Here is a 19,794-nt window from a genome sequence, read left to right as displayed (position 1 = left end):
GGAGCAGTGGCGACCATCTGGAGGAACCGTGCAGACCGATATCGATCCGCGCAGTCTGATCGGCCGCAAAGCATTCGACCGTGACGGCAACAAGCTCGGCACCGTGGACGAGGTCTACCTCGACGATGCGACGGGAACACCCGAATGGGCCGCGGTGCGGACCGGAATGTTCAGCCGGGACGCGTTCGTCCCGCTCGAGCCCAGTGAGCTCGTCGGCAACACACTGCGAGTGCCGTTCGACCGCGCCCTCATCAGGGAGGCGCCGGACTTCGGGGTGGGGCGGCACCTCTCCCCGGAGCAGGAGCTGCAGCTCTACCACCACTACGGCCTGGATGTGCCGGGGGCCCGGTCGGAGAACTCCTCGGCGCCGGACCGCGACTTCGGACGGCTGGCAGGACCCTCCGACCAGGAGGACGGGTGAGCGGTGCCGAGCGGCAGCGGTTCAGCGGCCCGGAGTGCGGGGTCGTCCGCCGGGAATGTCCGGGCACGCCCGGGTGGGCTGTCCGGGCGTTCGAAACGCACCGTGACCCGGCCCACTCCGCTGCCCTGCACCCAGCCGGGGCCGTAACGGTCGTGCGTCACGTCACGGCCGGGAAGCCAGCTGCGGTCGGGTATCCGCTCCGGGACGTCGTTCCTCACGACCGGGCCCTCGGCCGTCTGCCGCGCTTCCGTCGCCCGGGCTTCCGCCGTCTGGGCGAAGAGGTCCTCCTGGGTGAAATCCGCGAGGCCGCTGACGGCCACCCCCAGCAGCCGGACCCCCGAGGTGGTGTCCACTCCCGCGAGGAGCCGGCCAGCGGCTTCCCGGATCACTCCGGGGTCATCGGTGGGCCCACGCAGCGTCTCGGAACGAGTGAGGGTGGAGAAGTCGTAGCGGCGGACCTTGAGGACGACGGTGCGTGCCGAGCGGCCTGCCTCGCGCAGTCTCCCGGCGCAGCGCTCCGCGAGGCGGTCGGCTTCGAAGCGGACCCGTGCCCGGTCGGTGACGTCCTCGGCGAAGGTGTCCTCCACGGAGATCGACTTCGCGTCCCGCTCCGCCACCACTGGGCGTTCGTCGATGCCATGGGCCATCGCGTGGACTGCCGCCCCCTGGGCCCGGCCCAGCAGCCGCAGCAGTTCGGCCTCACCTGCTACCACGGCCTCGCCGACCGTGGTGATACCGGCCCTTCGCAGAGCCGCCCCGGTGGCCGGCCCGACGCCCGGCAGGGTACGCACCGGCAGCGGTGCGAGGAAGCCGCGTTCGGTGCCCGGCTCGATCACCACCAGGCCGTCGGGTTTGGCACGCTCGGAAGCGATCTTGGCAAGCATCTTGGATCCGGCCAGGCCCACGGAACCGCTCAGGCCAGTGGCTTCCCGGATCCGTGCGCGGACCGTCTCCCCGGTGAGGCGGGCGCCTGCGGCGGTGACCGGCCCTTCCCCGGCTGCCAGGTCGACGAATGCCTCATCGAGGCTGAGCGGCTCGACCAGTGGTGACAACTCGCCGAGAATCTCCAGAACTCTCCCGCTGACTTCCCGGTAGACCCCGAAGCGCGGCGAGAGATACGCAGCGTTCGGGCACAGGCGCCTGGCCTGCGCGGTCGGCATGGCGGAGTGCACCCCGAACCGGCGAGCCTCGTACGACGCGGTGGCCACCACTCCCCTCATCCCCAGCCCACCCACCACCACCGGCTTGCCGCGCAGGCTCGGCTTGGCCGCCTGCTCCACCGCGGCGAAGAAGGCGTCCATGTCGAGATGGAGAACAGCCGGCACGGCACGCACACTCCGCATGGTGCCTCACCCAGCCGCCGCACGCCCTCGCAGGCCGCGTCGACGGGCGCGGACGCCCGAAGGGGAACGCGCTCAGCCGCTGCGCCGGCGGCGACGGGCCAGCTCGTCTCCGGGATGGTCCACCGGCTCCGCTTTCCCCGCCTCCACTCGCTCGGCCTGGAGCTGAGCGAGCGCGGTCTCCACCTCTGCCCGGACGGCGCCCACCGCGATCCCGAAGATGCCGCGACCTCCCCGCAGAAGCTCGGCCATCTCCTCGACCGACGCGCAACGGTAGACGGCGGCGCCATCGCTCATCAAGGTCGTTCGGGACAGCTCGGCCATGTCCTCGGTGCGGAGCACCGCCACTGCCGCCCGGATGCTCTGCAGGGACATGCCCGCGTTGAGCAGCCGTTTGACGATCTTGAGGACGAGCACGTCACGGAAGCTGTAGAGCCGGGGGGTACCCGGGCTGTGCGCAGAGCGGAGGCTGGGCTCGACCAGGCCGGTACGGGCCCAGTAGTCCAACTGGCGGTAGGTGATGCCGGCCGCTGCGCAGGCACTCGGCCCGCGGTAACCGAGCGTCTCCTGCGTGCCGCGCTGCGGAGCGACCGTCCGCCGCAGTCCCGAACGGGGAGCAGTGCCCGGCAGCGCGGACACTCCGCCCACCGCTCCGCTGTCGCCGTTACCTGTCACGCCGGCCTCCGTTCTGCATGCCTCGCTCGCACCCCCGGAAAGCTCACCGGGTGTCACTCCCGCGGGCACATGGAGAGGACCCTGCCCAAGACATGCCCCATTGACGCTAAGCACCCACCTGCGGTGCGTCAATGATCGCCACGCCCGGCTACTGGCTGCTCCCGAAGTCCTCGGGCGAGATCTGGTCGAGGAACTCCCGGAATCTCTCGACCTCGTCCTCCTGCTCATCGGGAATCACGATCCCCGCGTCATCCAGGACTCCGTCGCTGCCGTAAATCGGTGAGCCGACCCTCAGCGCCAGGGCTATCGCATCGGAGGGACGGGCACTCACTTCGACTCCGCTCGCGAAGACGAGCTCCGCGAAGAAGACACCGTCCCGCAGGTCGGTGATGCGTACGGCAGTGAGTTCCTGGCCGACCGCGTCCAGCACGTCCTTGAAAAGGTCATGCGTCAGTGGGCGGGCAGGAGTCATGCCCTGCTGCGCAAAGGCAATGGCGGTGGCCTCCCCGGGGCCGATCCAGATGGGGAGGTACCGGTCGCCGCCTACCTCGCGGAGGAGCACGATGGGCTGGTTGTTGGGCATTTCGACCCGGACACCCACGACGTCGAGCTGGTTCACACAGCAACCCTAGGTCGTGCCCGGGCGGTTTGGATAGTCGAGCACGTCCACGCGGTGCGAACACACCCGCGGACCACGTCAGCCCCCATGCCGGCTGCCGAAGAAGACCAGGCGGTACTTCCCGATCTGTACCTCGTCGCCGTTGGAGAGCACGACCGAATCGATCCGCTCCCGGTTGACGTAGGTGCCGTTGAGGCTGCCGATGTCCACGACGGTGTACCCGCCCTCGGCCCGCCTCCGGAACTCCACGTGCCGCCGCGAGACCGTCACGTCGTCGAGGAAGATGTCACTCTCGGGATGGCGGCCCGCCGTGGTCAGCTCCCCGTCCAGCAGGAAGCGGCTGCCGGCGTTCGGCCCGCGGCGGACGATGAGCAGCGCCGAGCCTGCAGGCAGCGCGTCGACCGCCGCCTGCGCCTCGGGGGACAGCGAGGGCGTCGCCTGCCCCGCGGCCTCGGTCTCGTAGGCCTCCAGGCCCGTGATGGAGATCGTGGAGGTCGTCTCCGACGGCCCCTCGGCAACCGGCCGGCCCGACCGCAGCGCGTTGCCGCAGTAGGAGCAGAAGCGGCTCGTGGCCGCGTTCCGGCTGCCGCACTTCGCGCAGGTGAGCGCGGAAGCCGACGGTTCCCCGGGACCTATGCCGCCGGCCTGCTGCGCCAAAGCCTGGGAACGCCCTCCGTCGGCACCTCCGCCGCCCACCTCGTCCCGGAAGAGGGGCCGGTCGCTCCCGCCGGACGGCACCTCGGACGGGGTATCGCCGGGCTGGCCGGCGCGGTGCCGTGCGGCACTCCCCGTGCCGCCCTGCCGCCTGCCGAACAATTTAGTGAAAAAACTCACCGACGATTCCCCTCGCACCTAGCCCGCCTCATCCGTGGACGAAACGGTCCGTTGTTTCTCACAGGCCACAGCAGTCGTTCATGACAACGTCCGCGGCCACGGTTCAGTTTCCCCCACCGCGGCGCCGATGACCCGTCGCCCCCGGTGATCCCGCACGCCCTCACGATGACGACTGAGCGTAGTCAGGTCGCTCAGGCGAACGCAAGGCATCCACGGTGACCTCCTCCGGGCGCTCGATGGACACCGTCGCCTGTTCCTTCTCCAGGGACTGTACGACGCCGCCGGGAATGCTGAGGGCCGGCTCCAGGTCCTGCGCCCGGCCGATCGCCGCTATCCGAAAGGGGGCATCGACGCGTTTCCCGTCGATGCTGACCGCACTGCCGGTGTCCACGAACGAGGTGCTCGCCACGATCCGGACGCCGTTGATCTGCATCGCCTCAGCACCGGCCGCCCGCAGTTCCTGGACCGCGTCGAGCAGCATATCGGCCCCCACCGCTCCGAACGGATCACTGATCCGGATCTCGATACCGGGGCCCACGGCTCCTACCGTTCCCGCGAGCACACCCAGCTGCCGCTCCCGCTCCCGGGTCTGCCGCCGCGCCTCCTCCGCCTGGTCCGAACTGGTCTCGAGCTCGGTGCGCTGCTCCTCCAGGCGGCTCTTCTCCGCGTCCAGCCGGCTGGTGCGCTCGTCCAGGTCGCTGAGGATACGCACCAGATCCTCCGGGCGCGCGCCACGCAGCGCGCCGTCCTCACCCGCTGCGCGCACCTGGATGGCGAGTCCCAGGCCGAGAACGAAGAGCAGCAGGGCGACGATCAGCTGGGCGCGTGACACCCGCGGCGGCCACAGCCCGCTCAGGAGGGCCGCCCGGCCGGTGACCGGCGGACTCTGCGCCGCTCCCGGGACAGCGGCCCCGGGCTCCCCGGCGGAACCCGTCACGGAGCGCTGTGCGGGCCGGTCGGCAGCCCGGCCGTCCGGCTCCGTTTCCGGGCCGGAGTGCGGAATCTCCCCGGCGCCCCGGTCCAGCTTCCCGTGCGGGGTCTCCTCCGGCTTCCCACCGGGCGTCCTGTCCGACATCCGCCTCACGCCCGGAAGATGTGCCGGCGGATGGCCGCGGCGTTGGAGAAGATCCGGATCCCGAAGACCACGACCACCCCGGTCGACAGCTGAGCTCCGACTCCCAACTGGTCACCGAGGAAAACGATGAGCGCGGCCACGACGACGTTGGACAGAAAGGAGACCACGAAGACCTTGTCGTCGAACTTGCCGTCGAGTCGTGCCCGCAGTGCCCCGAACACGGCGTCCAGCGCTGCGACGACCGCGATCGGCAGATACGGCTCGACCCCGGTCGGCACCACCGGCCGGGTGAGGACTCCGATGACAACTCCCAGCACGAGCCCCAGCACGGCGATCACGATGTGTTTCCCTCTCCAGTCTCCATGGGCTCCGCGGTCCGGACCACCAGGCTCGGAGCAGCGGGCAAGTGCACTTCTTCCTCGACCGAGGTGCTGACCCGGATGCCGTAGTGATCGCGCAGAACGGCCAGATCATGGCCGTTCCGGCCGTTCTCGAAGGCCTCCCGCAGGGCTGCGCCGTCCCCCACGGCCAGTACGGTGTAGGGCGGGGCGAGCGGCCGGTTGTCGACCAGGATCGCGTCCCCCGCCGCCCGGACGGCGGAAAGCGCGGTGAGCCGCTGGCCGTTGACCGACAGGGCTTCCGCACCGGCCGCCCACAGCCCGTTCACCACGCGCTGCAGGTCACGGTCGCGTACCCGTCCGGAATCGGAGAAACCAGGACTGTCCCGGGGACCGTCCCCCAGCCCGTGCCCCGTTCCCACGGCGTCGTCCACGACCAGCTGCAGGCCGGTGCCCCGGACGGCTGTGTCCCCCGCCAGCAGGGCGATGAGGTCGGCGCGGGCGCTCCCTTCCCGGCGCAGGGCGGCACGCTGCTGCTCCGCCACCGTCTCCCGCAGTGCGTCGACCTCCGCCTGGAGCCGCTCCGTCTCCGCGGTGCCGGTCTCGATCCGGTCGAGGAGTTCGGCCCGCTCCTTGGCGACGGCAGGGGCCGTCACATGGGTCTGGGCGGCCCCGAGCGTGACGACCGTGGCGGTGAGCACGAGCCCGGCGGCCAGCCAGAGCTTGGCCCGCACCGTGCGCGGCAGCCCTGCCCTGCCCTCCGCCCTCCGGCGGGCCGCCGCTTCCTCGTAACCCTCGTCGAGGCTGTGCTCCATGACCGCGGTGAGCAGCGACATGGAGGCATCGGGGCGCGACGGCTCCGCCGGTTCTCGCTGTCCGGGCTGCGGTGACATGGCGGACATCGTTGCACGCCGGTACCGTGGTGGCCCAACGGGCCCCCGGACGCGGGGGATCAGCGCTCGGCGCTGTCGACCACCGCCGCCCAGGTGTCCAGCAGCTCCGTCGCCGCTGCCTCATCCGGCCCTTCGGCCCACAAGTGGGTCACGGCTTCCGCCGGGTCCGGCAGCACCATGACCCACCGGCCGTCCGGCTCGACGACCCGGACCCCGTCGGTGGTGTCCACGGGACGGTCCCCCGCCGCCTCGACCACGCGCCGCATGACGAGCCCCTTGACCGCCCAGGGGGTGGCCACATCACGGCGCAGGACGTGTGCCCGGGGGATCCGGGCGTCGATCTGGCTGAGGGACAGCTGGGTGCGGGCCACCAGGCCGACGAGCCGCGCGAAAGCGGCGGTGGCGTCGAAGACACTGCTGAACTCGGGGATGATGAAGCCGCCCCGCCCGTCCCCTCCGAAGACAGTGGCGTCCTTGTGCGCGACCCTGGTGAGGTCGCCGGGGGACGTGGTGGTCCACTCCACTTGGGTACCGTGGTAAGCGGCCACTTGCTCGGCGATCCGGGTGGTGGTCACGGGAAGGGCGACGCATCCACTGCGCCGCTCGGCGGCCACCAGGTCCAGCATGACCAGCAGGGCCCGGTCGTCCTCGATGATCCGGCCGCGCTCATCGACCAGGGACAGCCGCTCGCCCACCGGGTCGAAGCGCACTCCGAACGCGGCACGGGCCGAGGACACGATCTCCCCCAGCCGCACCAGACCCGCGCGCCGCTCCTCGGCTGTCTCGGTGGGCCGGGCTTCGTTGAGGCCGGGATTGATGGTGAGCGACTCGACCCCGAGCCGCCCGAGCAGGCTGGGCAGTACCAGGCCGGCGCTGCCGCCTCCCGCGTCCACCACGATCTTGAGGCCCGGGTCCTTGGCTCCCGACGTGTCGACGGCACGGAGCAGAGAGCCGGTGTAGGCGTCGAAGACACTCGCGGGAAAGTGCAGGTCTCCGATCTCCCCGGGAAAAGCCCGGCGGTACTCCTGGCGGGCGTACACGCGGTCCAGCTTCCGCTGGCTTCCCGCCGAGAGGTCCGCGCCCCGTTCGTCGAAGAACATGATGTCCACGGAGTCGGTGACCCCGGGAGTGGTGCGGATCATGATGCCGCCCGCGCTGCCCCGCGCGGTCTGCTGGCGTGCGACGGGCAGGGGCACATTCTCCAGGTCCCGGACATCGATCGCGCTGGTCTGCAGGGCGGAGATCACCGCCCGCTTGAGTGCCCGCGCGCCACGGGAGTGGTCACGCGCGGTGGTGACGGTGGAGCCCTTCTTCAGAGTGGTGGCGTAGGCGCTCGCGAGGCGGACGGCCAGTTCCGGGGTGATCTCGACGTTCAGGATGCCCGAGACGCCGCGCGCGCCGAAGAGGTGGGCCTGTCCGCGGGACTCCCAGATGACGGAGGTGTTGACGAAGGCACCGGCCTCCACCGTCTTGAAGGGGTAGACGCGGACGTTCCCCTGCACAATCGATTCTTCACCGACCAGGCATTCGTCTCCGATGACCGCCCCGTCCTCGATCCGGGCCGCCCTCATGACATCGGTGTTCTTGCCCACCACACAGCCGCGAAGGTTGGTCTGCTGGCCGATGTAGACGTTGTCGTGCACCACCGCCCGGTGCAGGAAGGCGTCAGCCTTCACCACGACGTTGGAGCCGATGACGGTGTGCTCCCGGACCTCCGCCCCGGCTTCGATCTTGGCGTAGTCGCCCACGTACAGCGGACCGCGGAGCGTGGCGTCGGGGTGCACCTCGGCGCCCTCGGCGATCCACACGCCCGGCGAGATCTCGAAGCCGTCGATGTCGACGTCGACCTTGCCCTCGAGAACGTCCGCCTGCGCCTTCACATAGCTCTCGTGGGTGCCGACATCCTCCCAGTACCCCTCTGCGACGTAGCCGTAGATGGGGCGGCCCTCCTTCAGCAGCCGCGGGAAGACGTCACCCGACCAGTCGACCGATACATCCGGGTCGACGTAGTCGAACACCTCGGGCTCCATGACGTAGATCCCGGTGTTGACGGTGTCGGAGAAGACCTGCCCCCAGGTGGGCTTCTCCAGGAACCGCTCGACCCGCCCCTCCTCGTCGACGATGGTGATGCCGAATTCCAGGGGGTTGGGAACCCGGGTGAGACAGACGGTGACCAGGGCCCCGCGTTCCCGGTGGAACGCGATGAGCTCGGTCAGGTCGAAGTCGGTGAGCGCGTCGCCGGAGATGACGAGGAAGGAATCGTCCTTCAGCGCCTCCTCTGCGTTTTTCACACTTCCCGCCGTGCCCAGCGGCTTCTCCTCATTCGCGTACGTCAGGTCCATCCCGAGCTCTTCGCCGTCCCCGAAGTAGTTCTTGACGAGGGAGGCGAGGAACTGCACGGTGACCACGGTCTCGGTGAGACCGTGGCGCTTCAGCAGCCGGAGCACGTGTTCCATGATCGGGCGGTTCACCACGGGCAGCAGTGGCTTGGGCATGCTCGATGTCATCGGGCGGAGCCGGGTGCCTTCGCCACCGGCCATCACGACGGCCTTCATATCGGAAGTGTCCTCCTTGCAGAGTCGACAGTCATGCCGACCGCGCCCGTCCGGAGGTCCCGGGCATTACGGGTCACGCGGCATGTGGACGCCAGGCCTCTGCGACGCTGCCAGGAGGCGGGCTCAGTCGGCCGTGGCGTCCGCCTTGAGCAAACGGCGGACCTGGACCACGTACAGAATCCCTGCCCACCAGTACAACGCTGTACCCCATCCGGCGAACGCCCATCCGAAAATAGCAGCCAGTGACGACACGGTTCCCGTGCCCTCACTCAGCAGGAGGAGCGGGAAGGCGTACATCAGATTGAAGGTCGCGGCCTTGCCGAGGAAGTTGACCTGTGGCGGCGCGTAGCCCTTGCGGTCGAGCAGCCACACCGTGACCAGCAGCAGCAGTTCCCGGGCCACCAGCAGGACGGGGAGCCACAGCGGGAGGATCTCCCGCCAGGTCAGGCCGATGAGGGTGGCCAGGATGTACAGCCGGTCCGCGGCGGGATCGAGCAGCCGCCCGAGGTCGCTGACCTGATTCCAGCGGCGGGCGAGCTTGCCGTCGAGGTAGTCGCTCACTCCGCCGGCGGCAAGCACCAGCAGCGCCCAGCCGTCACGGTTGGGCCCGTCGAACACGGGTGACAGAACCAGCCAGAGGAACACCGGCACGCCGAGGAGGCGGGCCATGCTCAGGATGTTGGGGATGGTGAAGACCCGATTCGTCTGGACGCGCGTCTCCTGGAGCTCCACCCGGACATCCTCCTGTTCTCATGTTCGGCTGTTCGGCTGTTCGGCTGTTCCGCTGTCCGTTCCGGTGCACCGCGGGGCCGCTTCTGACCCTACCGGCCGCCGCCCGGCAGGCACGGGGCGGGCCGCAGAGCGGTGTTTCCGACCGGACCGGAAGGTTCTTATGACTTACGCTCTTGTATGGCACGTCGTCCGGAAAGTGACGACTCACGGTGTGATCGTCTGCCTGGAAGGGCTGCTCATGACCACTGTCTCCTCACCTCTGGCCGGACGGGCCATCGGGCTTGACTGCGTTCCCGACCCGGTGTTCTCCGTGGGAATGGTGGGGCCGGGCACGGCGGTCGATCCGGTGCGGGAACCATGCGACGCGGTTGCCCCGGTCGACGGCGTCCTTGTCTCGTTCCACCCGCACGCCTTCGTGATCGTTGACGGGAAGGGCCCGGGGATCCTGACGCACCTGGGCATCGACACCGTGCAGCTCGGCGGTGCGGGCTTCGAACTGCTGGCGGCGAAGGGCGACACGGTGCGGCGTGGCCAGGCCCTCGTCCACTGGAATCCGGCAGCCGTGCGAGCAGCCGGGAAGTCCCCGGTGGTGCCGGTAGTGGCGCTGGAGACCCCCGCCGCCGGGCTGTCGGAGGTGGCCCGGGACACGGATGTCAAGGCGGGCGACAGGCTGTTCCTCCTCTGACATCGCACGGTGAACGGCCACTGCACGGACGGCGCGAGCACCGCGAACGGGTGGCTCCGCGCCACCGGGCAAGGGATCGACATGTCCCGCCGGCTCACTCCGGCGGTCCCCCGCGAAGGAGTTGCCGATGGACACCACGCTTCGAGGAGTCGGGGTAAGCCACGGGGTGGCGATCGGCGAGGTCCGGCACATGGGCACGGCCGCTCTCGAGCCCCCGACACACCGGATCGCCCCGCAGGACGCACCCCGGGAACAGGCCCGGGCGCGGCAGGCGGTCGAGGCGGTCGCCGCCGATCTGGTCGCGCGGGGCAACCTGGCGGGCGGCGAGGCACAGGCCGTACTGGAAGCCCAGGCCATGATGGCCCGGGACCCTGAGCTGCGATCCGACGTGGAACGCCGGATCGCTGTCGGCAGCACAGCCGAACGCGCCGTCTACGACGCACTCTCCGCCTACCGGGCACTGCTCGCCGGGGCGGGAGAGTACCTCGCCGGACGGGTGGCCGACCTGGACGACGTGCGGAACCGCATCGTGGCCCGGCTGCTCGGGGTGCCGATGCCCGGCGTCCCGGACAGCGACCAGCCCTACGTACTCGTCGCCCGGGATCTCGCCCCCGCCGACACCGCCCTGCTCGACCCGGCCCTCGTCCTCGGCTTCGTCACCGAGGAAGGTGGCCCGACCAGCCACAGCGCCATCCTGGCGCGGGCCCTGGGCGTTCCCGCGGTGGTGGCCCTGCCGGGCGCCGGGAAACTGGCCGAGGGCATCGTGGTGGCGGTGGACGGCAGCTCGGGCGAAGTCATGGTGGCGCCGGACGCGGACGAGCAGGCGGCGCTGGCCCGGGCCGCCGAGGAGCGCCGGGCCGCGCTCTCGGCCACCATCGGTCCGGGGGCGACCTCCGACGGACACAAGGTGCCGCTGCTGGCCAATATCGGAGGGCCCGAGGACGTGCCGGCCGCGATCGAGGCGGGCGCTGAGGGCGTCGGCCTGTTCCGCACGGAGTTCCTGTTTCTCGACAGCGGCGGCGCGGCTCCCTCGCGGGAACGGCAGACCCGGACCTACCGCGAAGTCCTCCAGGCCTTTCCCGAGAGCCGCGTGGTGGTCCGGGTACTGGACGCGGGCGCGGACAAGCCGCTGAGCTTCCTCGGCCAGGCCGAGGAACCGAATCCGGCGCTGGGTGTCCGCGGGCTGCGCACCCTGCTCCAGCACCCCGACGTGCTGCACGGCCAGCTGGCCGCTCTGGCCGAGGCAGCCGAGGGCCTGCCGGTCTATCTCGAGGTCATGGCCCCGATGGTGGCCGACCGGACGGACGCCCGGGCATTCGCGGAGGCCTGCCGGGAAGCAGGGCTGCAGGCGAAGTGCGGCGCCATGGTGGAAATCCCCTCCGCCGCGCTGCGGGCCCGCTCCGTACTGCAGGAGGTGGAGTTCCTCTCCGTCGGGACGAACGACCTGGCGCAGTACACCTTCGCCGCCGACCGGCAGGCGGGAGCGCTCTCCAGGCTGCAGGACCCGTGGCAGCCGGCGCTGCTCGACCTGGTGGCCCTGGCCGCCGAAGCGGGCAAGGCCGAGGGGAAGAGCTGCGGGGTGTGCGGCGAAGCTGCCTCCGATCCGCTGCTCGCCTGTGTGCTGACCGGCCTCGGAGTGACCAGCCTGTCGATGGGCGCGCCCGCAATTCCCTATGTGCGCAGCGCACTGGCCCAGCACACTCTGGCTCAGTGCGAGCGCGCCGCCGCCGCCGCGAGGGCGGCGGACAGCGCGGAGCAGGCCCGCGCGGCCGCCACCGGGGTGCTCTCCGGCGAGTGACCGCCGCCGGTCGCCCCGGTCAGCCGCACGGGTAGGGCGGGAGGCCGGTGCCCGGACGGTGGACGACTCCGGCCTCCGGTGGCACCGGCTCACCCGTCTGCGGATCTGTGCAGTAGGCCGCGAAGACCTCCGCCTCACTCAGTGCGCGCAGCCGGCCCCGCGTCAGACTCCAGCCGCGGACCGTCTCCCTCCCCGGGCCGGTACCCGGAACGGGACCGGACCTCAGGACCAGGCCGCCTGCGGCGCTGCTCGCCAGTCCTGCGGCCAGGACAGTGCAGAACACCAGCGCGTGCCGGTCGGGAACGAGCGGTGCCCCTTCCTCGGGAACCTCGGCGTGCAGGGCCGCGGTCAGTGGCTCCTCGCCGTGAAGGACCGTGCACACCGCGTGGTGCAGGCCGGGGCCGGCGCTGCCGACCGCGGCCGTCAGCACCCGGGTGGCGTGATCGAAGAGGCAGACGGCCCGCGACCGTCCGCACCCTGCGCACAGCCCGGCCCCGGCGAGCTCGGCCGAGGCGGACTCCCAGGCCAGCTGCCGGTCGTGCTCGGCGAGCAGCCCCGGGATCAGCCGGCCGATCCGCTGGCCTCGGTAGCGCACCGCAGCTCCGCGGTGGGCAGTCTCCGCGGTGTACCGGGCACGGCTCTCCGCCGAGTCGGGATCCAGCCGGAACTCCGCACAGTAGTCCGCGTAGTCGCCGGGGTCGAGCAGCACCACTCCGGTGTGTCCGCCGTGTGCGGTGAGCGCGCGCAGGTGAGCCTCCACATGGCGCAGGTACTCCGGGTGGTCGGTGAAGCGGAAGGAGCGGTAGCCGCGCATGCGGGCGAACCCGGCCTCATCAGCGACCACTGCCACCGTGCACGCTGTCTCCCGGAGCATCCTCCGGAGCGCCGGCGGACGGCGTCCCCCGCGTCTTCTTCCGTGACCCCGGCCGGCCGGCCCTGCGGTGCGTGCCATGGCGCCTCCCTGGAGCGAGCGGTGATCGATGAGCACTCACCGTAGTGACAGGTACTGACAGCCGCTCACGCTCCCGTTCGCCTCTCCCTGCAGGCACCTCCCGGGACCGGTGAACACCGCGTTGCGTGTGCATACTTAACCGTGGAAGCACACCGCCTACGGAGGGGAGCAGAGGGCATGGAGTTCATCTTCTTCATGACGCTGCCAGGCCTTGTCATCCTGTTGACGGCGGTGGCCTTCACCGAACAGCTGCTGCTGCGCGCCGGACGTGCCGGAATCATCCCGTGGCGGGGGAACGCGGACCGCGGCCAGCTGTCGGCGACCGGTTTCGAGATGCTGCACGTGAGCCTGCTTCCGGGCAAGGAAACCGAGCTGGCGCAGCGAGAGGTCACCCGGATGCTCAAGGACGAGGAGGGGGACGGGGCTCCGCCGCGGTCCCGGGTGGATCTGGACCTGGGCACCGCGGTGATCCGGCTGCGGGGCGGCGGCTGACCGGACCACCGCCCCGGACCGGGCCCTGCGTTCAGGAGGTGCGTGCGCGGCCCAGCCGCTCGAAGTGCCGCAGCAGCTCCAGGTCGTCCACGGAACCGGGATTGACGGCACGTTCCATCGGCACGCCCTGCAGCAGCCGCTTCACGGGAACCTCGATGCGCTTGCCCGTGAGGGTGTGCGGGACACCCTGGATTTCGAGGATCTCGTCGGGTACGTGGCGGGGCGAGAGCTCCGCCCTGATCGTGCGCCGGATGCGGTCCCGCAGGGAGTCGTCCAGGACCGCGCCCGCCGCCAGATGGACGAACAGCGGCATCCAGTAGCCCCCGTCCGGCTCCTCCACCCCGATGACCAGGGACTCGCGGACTTCCGGAAGCCGCTCCACCGCCTCGTAGATGTCGGCGGACCCCATCCGGACGCCCTGCCGGTTGAGCGTGGAGTCCGACCGCCCGTGGATGATGACACTGCCGCGCGAGGTCACGGTGGTCCAGTCGCCGTGCCGCCACACCCCTGGGTACATGTCGAAGTAGCTGTCCCGGTAGCGGGAGCCGTCCGGGTCGTTCCAGAACCGGACCGGCATGGACGGCATGGGGGTGGTGACGACCAGTTCACCCACTTCGTCGACGAGCGGGCGTCCCTGCGGGTCCCAGGCCTGCAGGTCGGTCCCCAGACCGGGGGCCTGAAGCTCACCGATGTGGACCGGCAGGGTGGGCACGGCCCCGGCGAAACAGCTGCAGACGTCCGTTCCCCCACTGACCGAGGCGATCCACAGGTCCTGGGCCACCTCGTCGTGCAGCCAGCGGAAGCCGTCCGGGGGCAGAGGGGAACCGGTGGTGGCCACGCACCGGGTGTGCGACAGGTCGAAGTCACGTCCGGGGTGCACGTCCGCCTTCGCACACGCCATCACATAGGCGGCCGAGGTGCCGAAGAGCGTGGGGCGGGTCAGCTCGGCCACCCGCCACTGCGCGGCGGTGTCCGGGTAGCCGGGACTCCCGTCGTGGAGCACGACGGTGGAGCCGACCAGCAGCCCGGAGACCAGGAAGTTCCACATCATCCAGCCGGTTGAGGTGTACCAGAAGATCCGGTCACCGGGGCCCAGGTCACAGTGCAGGCCGAGCTGCTTGAGGTGCTCGACGAGGATGCCGCCCTGGGACTGGACGATCGCCTTGGGGAGTCCGGTGGTCCCGGAGGAGTACAGGACCCACAACGGGTGGTCGAAGGGGACGTGCGTGAACTCCGGCTCGCGGCTGCCGGAGATGAGCGCCGCCCACTCCAGCGCTCCCCCGGGCGGCGGCGTGCCCAGCAAGGGGACGTGGACAACGGCACGCAGGCTGGGCAGGGCGCCCCGCAGCTCCGCCACGGTGGCGGTGCGGTCGTGCTCCTTGCCGCCGTACCGGTAGCCGTCGACGGTGAACAGCACGACGGGTTCGACCTGCTGGAAGCGGTCCAGCACGCTGCGGGCCCCGAAGTCCGGCGCACAGGAGGTCCAGACGGCCCCGACCGCGGCGGTGGCGAGCAGCGCGACGACCGCCTCCGGGATGTTCGGAAGGTAGCCGCTGACCCGGTCACCGGGTTGCACGCCCAGCTTCCGGAGCTCCTCGGCCAGGGAGCCCACTTGTCCCCGCAGCTCGGCCCAGGTCACTGCCCGGGGCTCCTGCCGCTCGTCCACGCACAGCAGCGCGGGTGAACCGGCCCGCTCCGGGTCCAGGCCTGCCCGGAGAGCATGCTCGGCGTAGTTGAGGGTGGCGCCGGGAAACCAGCGGGCGCCCGGCATGGACCGGTCTGCCAGCACGTCCTCGGGCGGGGTCGCGAAGGACACCCCGAACCAGGAGGTGACCGACTGCCAGAAGGTGTCGAGCGCGGTGACGGACCAGTGGTGCAGCGCCGCGTAACTCGCCCCGGGGTCGCCCGGCACCGGGGACGGGGCACCGTGCGTCTCCGCCGCCCAGGAGTGGAACCGGGTCAGCCCGGCCGCGGCGATCCGGTCCGGCCCGGGCTCCCACAGGGGCGTCGGTCCGGAGGGTGATGCGGCGTGCGCTGCGGTCATGGCGGCTCCCGGAAGGTACGCGTGGGTGTGCGTCATCTCCGCGCACGTGCGGGATGTGCGCGTGACGCGGCTCTGCGAGACGATGCCATGCCGGGCGCACGGGCACCAGGGTGGACCGCCCATATGCGCGGGTCCCGGCACGTGCGGCCGCCACACGCCGGAAGCGGCGAGCGGCGGAGGGGAGCAGCGGCGGTGCCGGGGCCACCCCCGTGGGTTCCGGACCGCCGCTGTCACTGCACTGGACGCCGCCCTCCGGGGGGCGGTTCGTCCCGGATCCGGCTGTCACGGGTTCGGTACACGGACAGGACACGCCGCGGGAAGCCGCGGCCGATCAGCGGGGGGCGGGGTCCGGCCGGGCCGAGCGGCTCAGCGCGTGTTCCACCAGGGCCACCAGAGCATTGCGGGCGGACGACCGCTGGCGGGCGTCGCAGAGCACCACGGGGACGTCGGCATCGAGGTCGAGCGCCTGCCGGACGGTCTCCGGCGGGTGCCGTTCGGCTCCTTCGAAACAGTTGACGGCCACGGCGAAGGGCAGCCGGCGGTGCTCGAAGTAGTCCACCGCGGCGAAGCTGTCCGTCAGGCGCCGGGTGTCGGCCAGAACCACCGCGCCCAGGGCTCCGCGCGCCAGTTCGTCCCAGAGGAACCAGAAGCGCTCCTGCCCGGGTGTCCCGAAGAGGTAGAGCACCAGCCGCTCGCTGAGGGTGATGCGCCCGAAGTCCATGGCCACGGTGGTGGAGCGCTTCTGCTCGACGCCGTGGAGGTCGTCGACCGGCCTGCCCGCCTCGGTCAGCAGCTCCTCGGTGCGCAGGGTCTTGATCTCACTGACCGCCCCGACCATCGTCGTCTTCCCCACGCCGAAGCCTCCGGCGACAAGGATCTTCAGCGCGATGGGGTCCGAGGGGGGCGGTGCGTCGCTGTCAGAGCGCACGGAGACCATCGATCACCTCTCGGAGTATGTTCTCGTCCGGCAGCCGGGCAGGGGGTACGGGGCGGCTGACCCGCACCAGACCGGCGTCGAGCAGGTCGCTGACCAGAACCCGCACCACGCCGACCGGAAGGTCGAGGCCGGTGGCCAGCTCGGCCACTGATTCGGAGGTCCGGCGGCACCGGCGCAGGATCTCCGCATGCTCAGGCACCGGGGCCCGGCCGGCCAGCACGGCCTCCGGAGCCTCCGGATCCTGACCGGCCGGTTCAGCGGTGACCAGTGCGATGAGATCCAGCGGCTCCCCCGTGCTTGCCCGGGTGCGGCCACGCGTCATGGCGTACGGCCGCACCACCGGCCCCGCGTCGTCGTCGAACCAGCCCTCGGTCATGGTGGCGCGCCTGGGGATCAGAGGCCGGCCGGGCCGTTGCGCGGGGCGGTACCGAGGTGGACGCCGACGCGCTTCACGAGCAGCGTCATCTCGTAGGCGACCATGCCGACATCGGACTCGGCGTCGGCAAGGACTGCCAGGCAACTGCCGGAGCCGGCCGCGGCCACGAAGAGGAAGGCGTCATCCAGCTCCACCAGCGTCTGCCGGACGGCACCGGCCTCGAAGTGCCGCCCGACGCCTTTGGCGAGGCTGTGGAAGCCCGAGGCCACGGCGGCGAGGTGCTCGCCGTCCTCCCGGCCGAGCGCTTTGGAGGTACCGCGGACCAGCCCGTCGCCGGAGAGCACCAGGGCGTGGCGTACCGGGGTGACCCGGGCCACCAGGTCGTCCAGCAGCCAGTCCAGCTCGCCGGACTTCCGTGCGGGAACCCCGTGCGGGGCTGCCTGCGATGCGGTCATGATTGCGTCTCCTCCGGTGTTGGTCCTGGCGGGCTGGGTTCCGACAGGCTGGTGGTCTGCTGCCGTCCACGCTGCCAGCCGCGCTGCAGCGAGGCCATGCGGGCACGGACCGCCTCCGGGTCCGGTTCGCTGCCCCGTCCCGGACCGGTCCCTCCGGCGGGGCCGGTGCCGCCCGGGGGTGCGGGGGTGTCGTCGGTCCGGTCGGGGCCTTGCTTGAGCTGCGGGGCCAGCCGGGCCTGCCGGACCCGACGTGGCAGACCCGCGACCGTGGTGGGCGGGGACGGCGGACCGGGGAGGTGATCCTCTGGAACGGTGCCGGGATCCGGGTCCGGTGCCCGCCCGACGGGCCGGCCGTGGTCGGCGACCAGCACGGGAGTGCGGCGGCGCGCCGGCAGGGGGCCGCGGTCCGTCTCCTCCCCGTCTTCCGGGCCGGCCGGGCGGGCCGGGTACTCCTCGGACCGGGCGTCACGGTTGTGCCGGTCCGCCGTCTCGTACCGGTCGTCCCGGTGGCGCGGGTTCACGGGTGCCTCGAGCTCCACCGGGCCGTCCACGGGGCCGTTCAGCAGGGCCGGCGGAGCGGGCCGGTCAGGCAGCGGGGAACGCTCCTGCGGCCCGTCGGCGGCTTCGCTGAGCAGCTCGTTGGGCAGGAGCGCGACCGCCGTCGTGCCGCCGTAGGGCGAGGCCCGCAGGGAGACCCGCACCTGCTGGCGGCGGGCGAGGCGGGAGACCACGAAGAGGCCGAGCCGGTCGGTGTCGGAAAGGTCGAACTCGGGACTCTCGGCCAGCTTGCGGTTCGCGTCCTCCATCGCCTGCGGTGCCATGCCCAGCCCACGGTCGTGGATTTCCAGCGAGAAGCCGTGCGGCACGCGTTCCCCGTGAACCTGGACTGCGGTGTGCGGCGGGGAGAACAGGGTGGCGTTCTCCAGCAGCTCGGCGATGAGGTGGGTGAGGTCGGCGACGGCGCCGCCGGCAACGGCGAGCGGCGGCATCCTCCGCACCTCGATGCGTTCGTAGTCCTCGACCTCGGCGACTGCCGCCCTCACCACGTCCATCAGCCGCACCGGCTTGCGCCACTGCCTGGCCGGGGTGGCCCCCGAGAGAATGACCAGCCCTTCGGCGTGCCGCCGCATACGGGTGGTCAGGTGGTCGATCCGGAAGAGGTCGGCGAGCTCGTCGGCGTCCTCGGTGCGGCGCTCCATGGTGTCGAGCAGATTGAGCTGACGGTGCAGGAGGACCTGATTGCGGCGGGCGAGGTTCACGAAGACGTCCGACACACCGCGGCGCAGGTCGGACTGCTCGACCGCGGCACCCACGGCAGCCCGCTGCAGAGTGTTGAGGGCCTGCCCGACCTGGCCCACCTCGTCCCGGCCGTAGCTCAGCCGGGGCGCTTCGGTTTCGACGTCGACCCGGTCGCCGTCGGCAAGGCGCCGCATGACGTCCGGCAGCCGGACCTCTGCGACTTCCCGTGCGTCGCGGGCCAGTCCGCGGAGCTCGCGCACCAGCCCTCGGCCGACCCGCAGCGAGACGATCACGGACAGGAGTACGGCGAGCAGCCCGAGAATGCCGGCGGCACCGGCCCGCAGCAGGACGGCGGTGGCTGCCGGGTCGACCTCCTTCTGGTACCGGTCCCCCGCCGCGGCCGCCAGGGCCCGCAGTTCGGTCATGGCGAGGGTGGTGGTCTCCTCCCAGTGATCGGGCCGGACGGCGGCGGTGCCGCCCTCCATGACACTCTCCTCGACCGTCTCCAGTTCCTGGCCGGTGCCGCTCTGCCAGAAGGCGTCATGGGCCTGCCGGTCCTCCCCCGGGAGGTCGGCGAGGTGCAGGCCGTAGGCGAGCCGGCGTTCGGCCAGCCGGTCGCCGAGCGAGCGGCGCTCCTTGTCCGTCATCCGTCCGGCCGCGAGCGTTCCGGCGACCAGCGCGTCGGAGCGCGACAGGTACTCGGCGGACTGGCTCAGGCCCACGACGGCCCGCCCGTGGCGGTCCAGTTCGACGTTCTCCACCAGGTGGAGCGCGGAAAGGAAGCGCAGACCGGGATCGATGACGCTGTTGTAGGAGTCCAGCGCGCCGCTGCGGGTGATGGTGTAGGACTCGATCCTGTGACGCAGCTGCCCGACCCGGCCGAGCCCTTCGAGAAGGGCGTCCAGCCGGGCCCGGGCACTGCTGTTCAGGTCGTTGCGGCTGCGGCCCGCCGCGTTCTCCCGGATCCGCGCCGCGGCCTCGTCGGTGGCCTCCCGGGTGCGTTGCAGCTCCGCCAGCGCGTCCGACCGCCTGGGGTCGGCCAGATGGACCAGGGTCTGTCTGCGCTCCTCCTGCAGGGCGTGCACGACCGCCTCGGCCGGCTTGCCCAGATTGCCGGAGACGGCGGAGACACCGAGCAACTGCCGGGCCTCGTGCGCGGTGATGGCGGTGGCGAACGCCCAGATGGACACGAGCGAGAACAGCGGCACCAGCAGCAGCACGACGATTTTCCGTCGGATCGACTTCCCGCGAAAGCGCATGCCCTCCCCTATGCCGTCCCGCCCCGCGCGGGTACCTCCCGGTTCCCCGGCACGGGCCCGGACTCCGGACACCCG

General features: G+C 71.4%; 19 protein-coding genes. 4 read left to right on the top strand and 15 right to left on the bottom strand.

Features of this window, described 5'->3' with window-relative positions; all coding sequences use genetic code 11:
* The first annotated feature begins 28 nt into the window (after positions 1 to 28).
* Positions 29 to 421 (top strand): PRC-barrel domain-containing protein, encoded by a 393-nt coding sequence (locus PJ985_RS17625; protein WP_271684763.1) that lies wholly within the window; start codon positions 29 to 31, stop codon positions 419 to 421.
* Here the strand turns inward: PJ985_RS17625 and PJ985_RS17620 are convergent.
* The 9 genes from PJ985_RS17620 to PJ985_RS17580 all read right to left on the bottom strand — a co-directional run bounded on the left by PJ985_RS17620 (position 322) and on the right by PJ985_RS17580 (position 9,482).
* A complete protein-coding gene (locus PJ985_RS17620; protein WP_271684762.1) occupies positions 322 to 1,755 on the bottom strand; it encodes a DNA polymerase IV in 1,434 nt (477 codons plus the stop codon). The genes PJ985_RS17625 and PJ985_RS17620 overlap by 100 nt on opposite strands.
* A gap of 81 nt (positions 1,756 to 1,836) precedes the next feature.
* On the bottom strand, positions 1,837 to 2,436 hold the full coding sequence (locus PJ985_RS17615) for a MerR family transcriptional regulator (protein WP_443033512.1): 600 nt from the start codon (positions 2,434 to 2,436) through the stop codon (positions 1,837 to 1,839).
* Between the two features lie 148 nt (positions 2,437 to 2,584).
* Entirely contained in the window at positions 2,585 to 3,055 is a 471-nt protein-coding gene (locus tag PJ985_RS17610; protein WP_271684761.1) for a bifunctional nuclease family protein, read from the bottom strand.
* 78 nt (positions 3,056 to 3,133) lie between these two features.
* Positions 3,134 to 3,889 (bottom strand): FHA domain-containing protein, encoded by a 756-nt coding sequence (locus PJ985_RS17605; protein ID WP_333909869.1) that lies wholly within the window; start codon positions 3,887 to 3,889, stop codon positions 3,134 to 3,136.
* 160 nt (positions 3,890 to 4,049) lie between these two features.
* Positions 4,050 to 4,973 (bottom strand): DUF881 domain-containing protein, encoded by a 924-nt coding sequence (locus PJ985_RS17600; RefSeq protein ID WP_443033511.1) that lies wholly within the window; start codon positions 4,971 to 4,973, stop codon positions 4,050 to 4,052.
* Positions 4,970 to 5,302: a small basic family protein gene (locus tag PJ985_RS17595; protein WP_271684758.1), complete on the bottom strand. Its 333-nt coding sequence runs from the start codon at positions 5,300 to 5,302 to the stop codon at positions 4,970 to 4,972. The genes PJ985_RS17600 and PJ985_RS17595 overlap by 4 nt, the downstream gene beginning before the upstream one ends.
* Entirely contained in the window at positions 5,299 to 6,204 is a 906-nt protein-coding gene (locus PJ985_RS17590) for a DUF881 domain-containing protein (protein ID WP_443033510.1), read from the bottom strand. The genes PJ985_RS17595 and PJ985_RS17590 overlap by 4 nt, the downstream gene beginning before the upstream one ends.
* Positions 6,205 to 6,254: 50 nt before the next feature.
* Complete coding sequence (locus PJ985_RS17585) at positions 6,255 to 8,750, bottom strand: mannose-1-phosphate guanyltransferase (RefSeq protein ID WP_271684756.1); 2,496 nt, start codon at positions 8,748 to 8,750, stop codon at positions 6,255 to 6,257.
* 123 nt (positions 8,751 to 8,873) lie between these two features.
* A complete protein-coding gene (locus PJ985_RS17580) occupies positions 8,874 to 9,482 on the bottom strand; it encodes a CDP-alcohol phosphatidyltransferase family protein (RefSeq protein ID WP_271684755.1) in 609 nt (202 codons plus the stop codon).
* 238 nt (positions 9,483 to 9,720) lie between these two features.
* Here PJ985_RS17580 and PJ985_RS17575 point away from each other — a divergent pair, with 238 nt between their 5' ends.
* Complete coding sequence (locus PJ985_RS17575; RefSeq protein ID WP_271684825.1) at positions 9,721 to 10,167, top strand: PTS sugar transporter subunit IIA; 447 nt, start codon at positions 9,721 to 9,723, stop codon at positions 10,165 to 10,167.
* Positions 10,168 to 10,294: 127 nt separating this feature from the next.
* On the top strand, positions 10,295 to 11,965 hold the full coding sequence (ptsP, locus tag PJ985_RS17570) for a phosphoenolpyruvate--protein phosphotransferase (RefSeq protein WP_271684754.1): 1,671 nt from the start codon (positions 10,295 to 10,297) through the stop codon (positions 11,963 to 11,965).
* A 19-nt stretch (positions 11,966 to 11,984) separates the two neighbouring features.
* Here the strand turns inward: ptsP and PJ985_RS17565 are convergent, their stop codons facing one another.
* Entirely contained in the window at positions 11,985 to 12,815 is an 831-nt protein-coding gene (locus tag PJ985_RS17565) for a hypothetical protein (RefSeq protein ID WP_271684753.1), read from the bottom strand.
* A gap of 279 nt (positions 12,816 to 13,094) precedes the next feature.
* Between PJ985_RS17565 and PJ985_RS17560 the strand changes: the two genes are divergently transcribed.
* Positions 13,095 to 13,409: a DUF6191 domain-containing protein gene (locus tag PJ985_RS17560; protein WP_271684752.1), complete on the top strand. Its 315-nt coding sequence runs from the start codon at positions 13,095 to 13,097 to the stop codon at positions 13,407 to 13,409.
* Between the two features lie 31 nt (positions 13,410 to 13,440).
* Here the strand turns inward: PJ985_RS17560 and PJ985_RS17555 are convergent, their stop codons facing one another.
* The 5 genes from PJ985_RS17555 to PJ985_RS17535 all read right to left on the bottom strand — a co-directional run bounded on the left by PJ985_RS17555 (position 13,441) and on the right by PJ985_RS17535 (position 19,719).
* Complete coding sequence (locus PJ985_RS17555; protein WP_271684751.1) at positions 13,441 to 15,453, bottom strand: acetoacetate--CoA ligase; 2,013 nt, start codon at positions 15,451 to 15,453, stop codon at positions 13,441 to 13,443.
* A gap of 331 nt (positions 15,454 to 15,784) precedes the next feature.
* On the bottom strand, positions 15,785 to 16,381 hold the full coding sequence (locus PJ985_RS17550; RefSeq protein ID WP_443033509.1) for a GTP-binding protein: 597 nt from the start codon (positions 16,379 to 16,381) through the stop codon (positions 15,785 to 15,787).
* Positions 16,371 to 16,766 carry a DUF742 domain-containing protein gene (locus tag PJ985_RS17545; protein ID WP_271684749.1) on the bottom strand — a complete coding sequence of 132 codons (396 nt, stop codon included), beginning with the start codon at positions 16,764 to 16,766 and terminating at the stop codon, positions 16,371 to 16,373. The genes PJ985_RS17550 and PJ985_RS17545 overlap by 11 nt, the downstream gene beginning before the upstream one ends.
* Positions 16,767 to 16,783: 17 nt before the next feature.
* On the bottom strand, positions 16,784 to 17,221 hold the full coding sequence (locus tag PJ985_RS17540; RefSeq protein WP_271684748.1) for a roadblock/LC7 domain-containing protein: 438 nt from the start codon (positions 17,219 to 17,221) through the stop codon (positions 16,784 to 16,786).
* A complete protein-coding gene (locus PJ985_RS17535; protein WP_271684747.1) occupies positions 17,218 to 19,719 on the bottom strand; it encodes a sensor histidine kinase in 2,502 nt (833 codons plus the stop codon). Before PJ985_RS17535 ends, PJ985_RS17540 begins: the two co-directional genes overlap by 4 nt.
* Between the last annotated feature and the right edge of the window lie 75 nt (positions 19,720 to 19,794).

It is taken from the genome of Streptomyces sp. ACA25, from assembly GCF_028200735.1.
Lineage (GTDB): Bacteria > Actinomycetota > Actinomycetes > Streptomycetales > Streptomycetaceae > Streptomyces.
The sequence above is the reverse complement of the archived record's forward strand: the minus strand, read 5'-3'. Positions and strand labels throughout refer to the sequence as shown.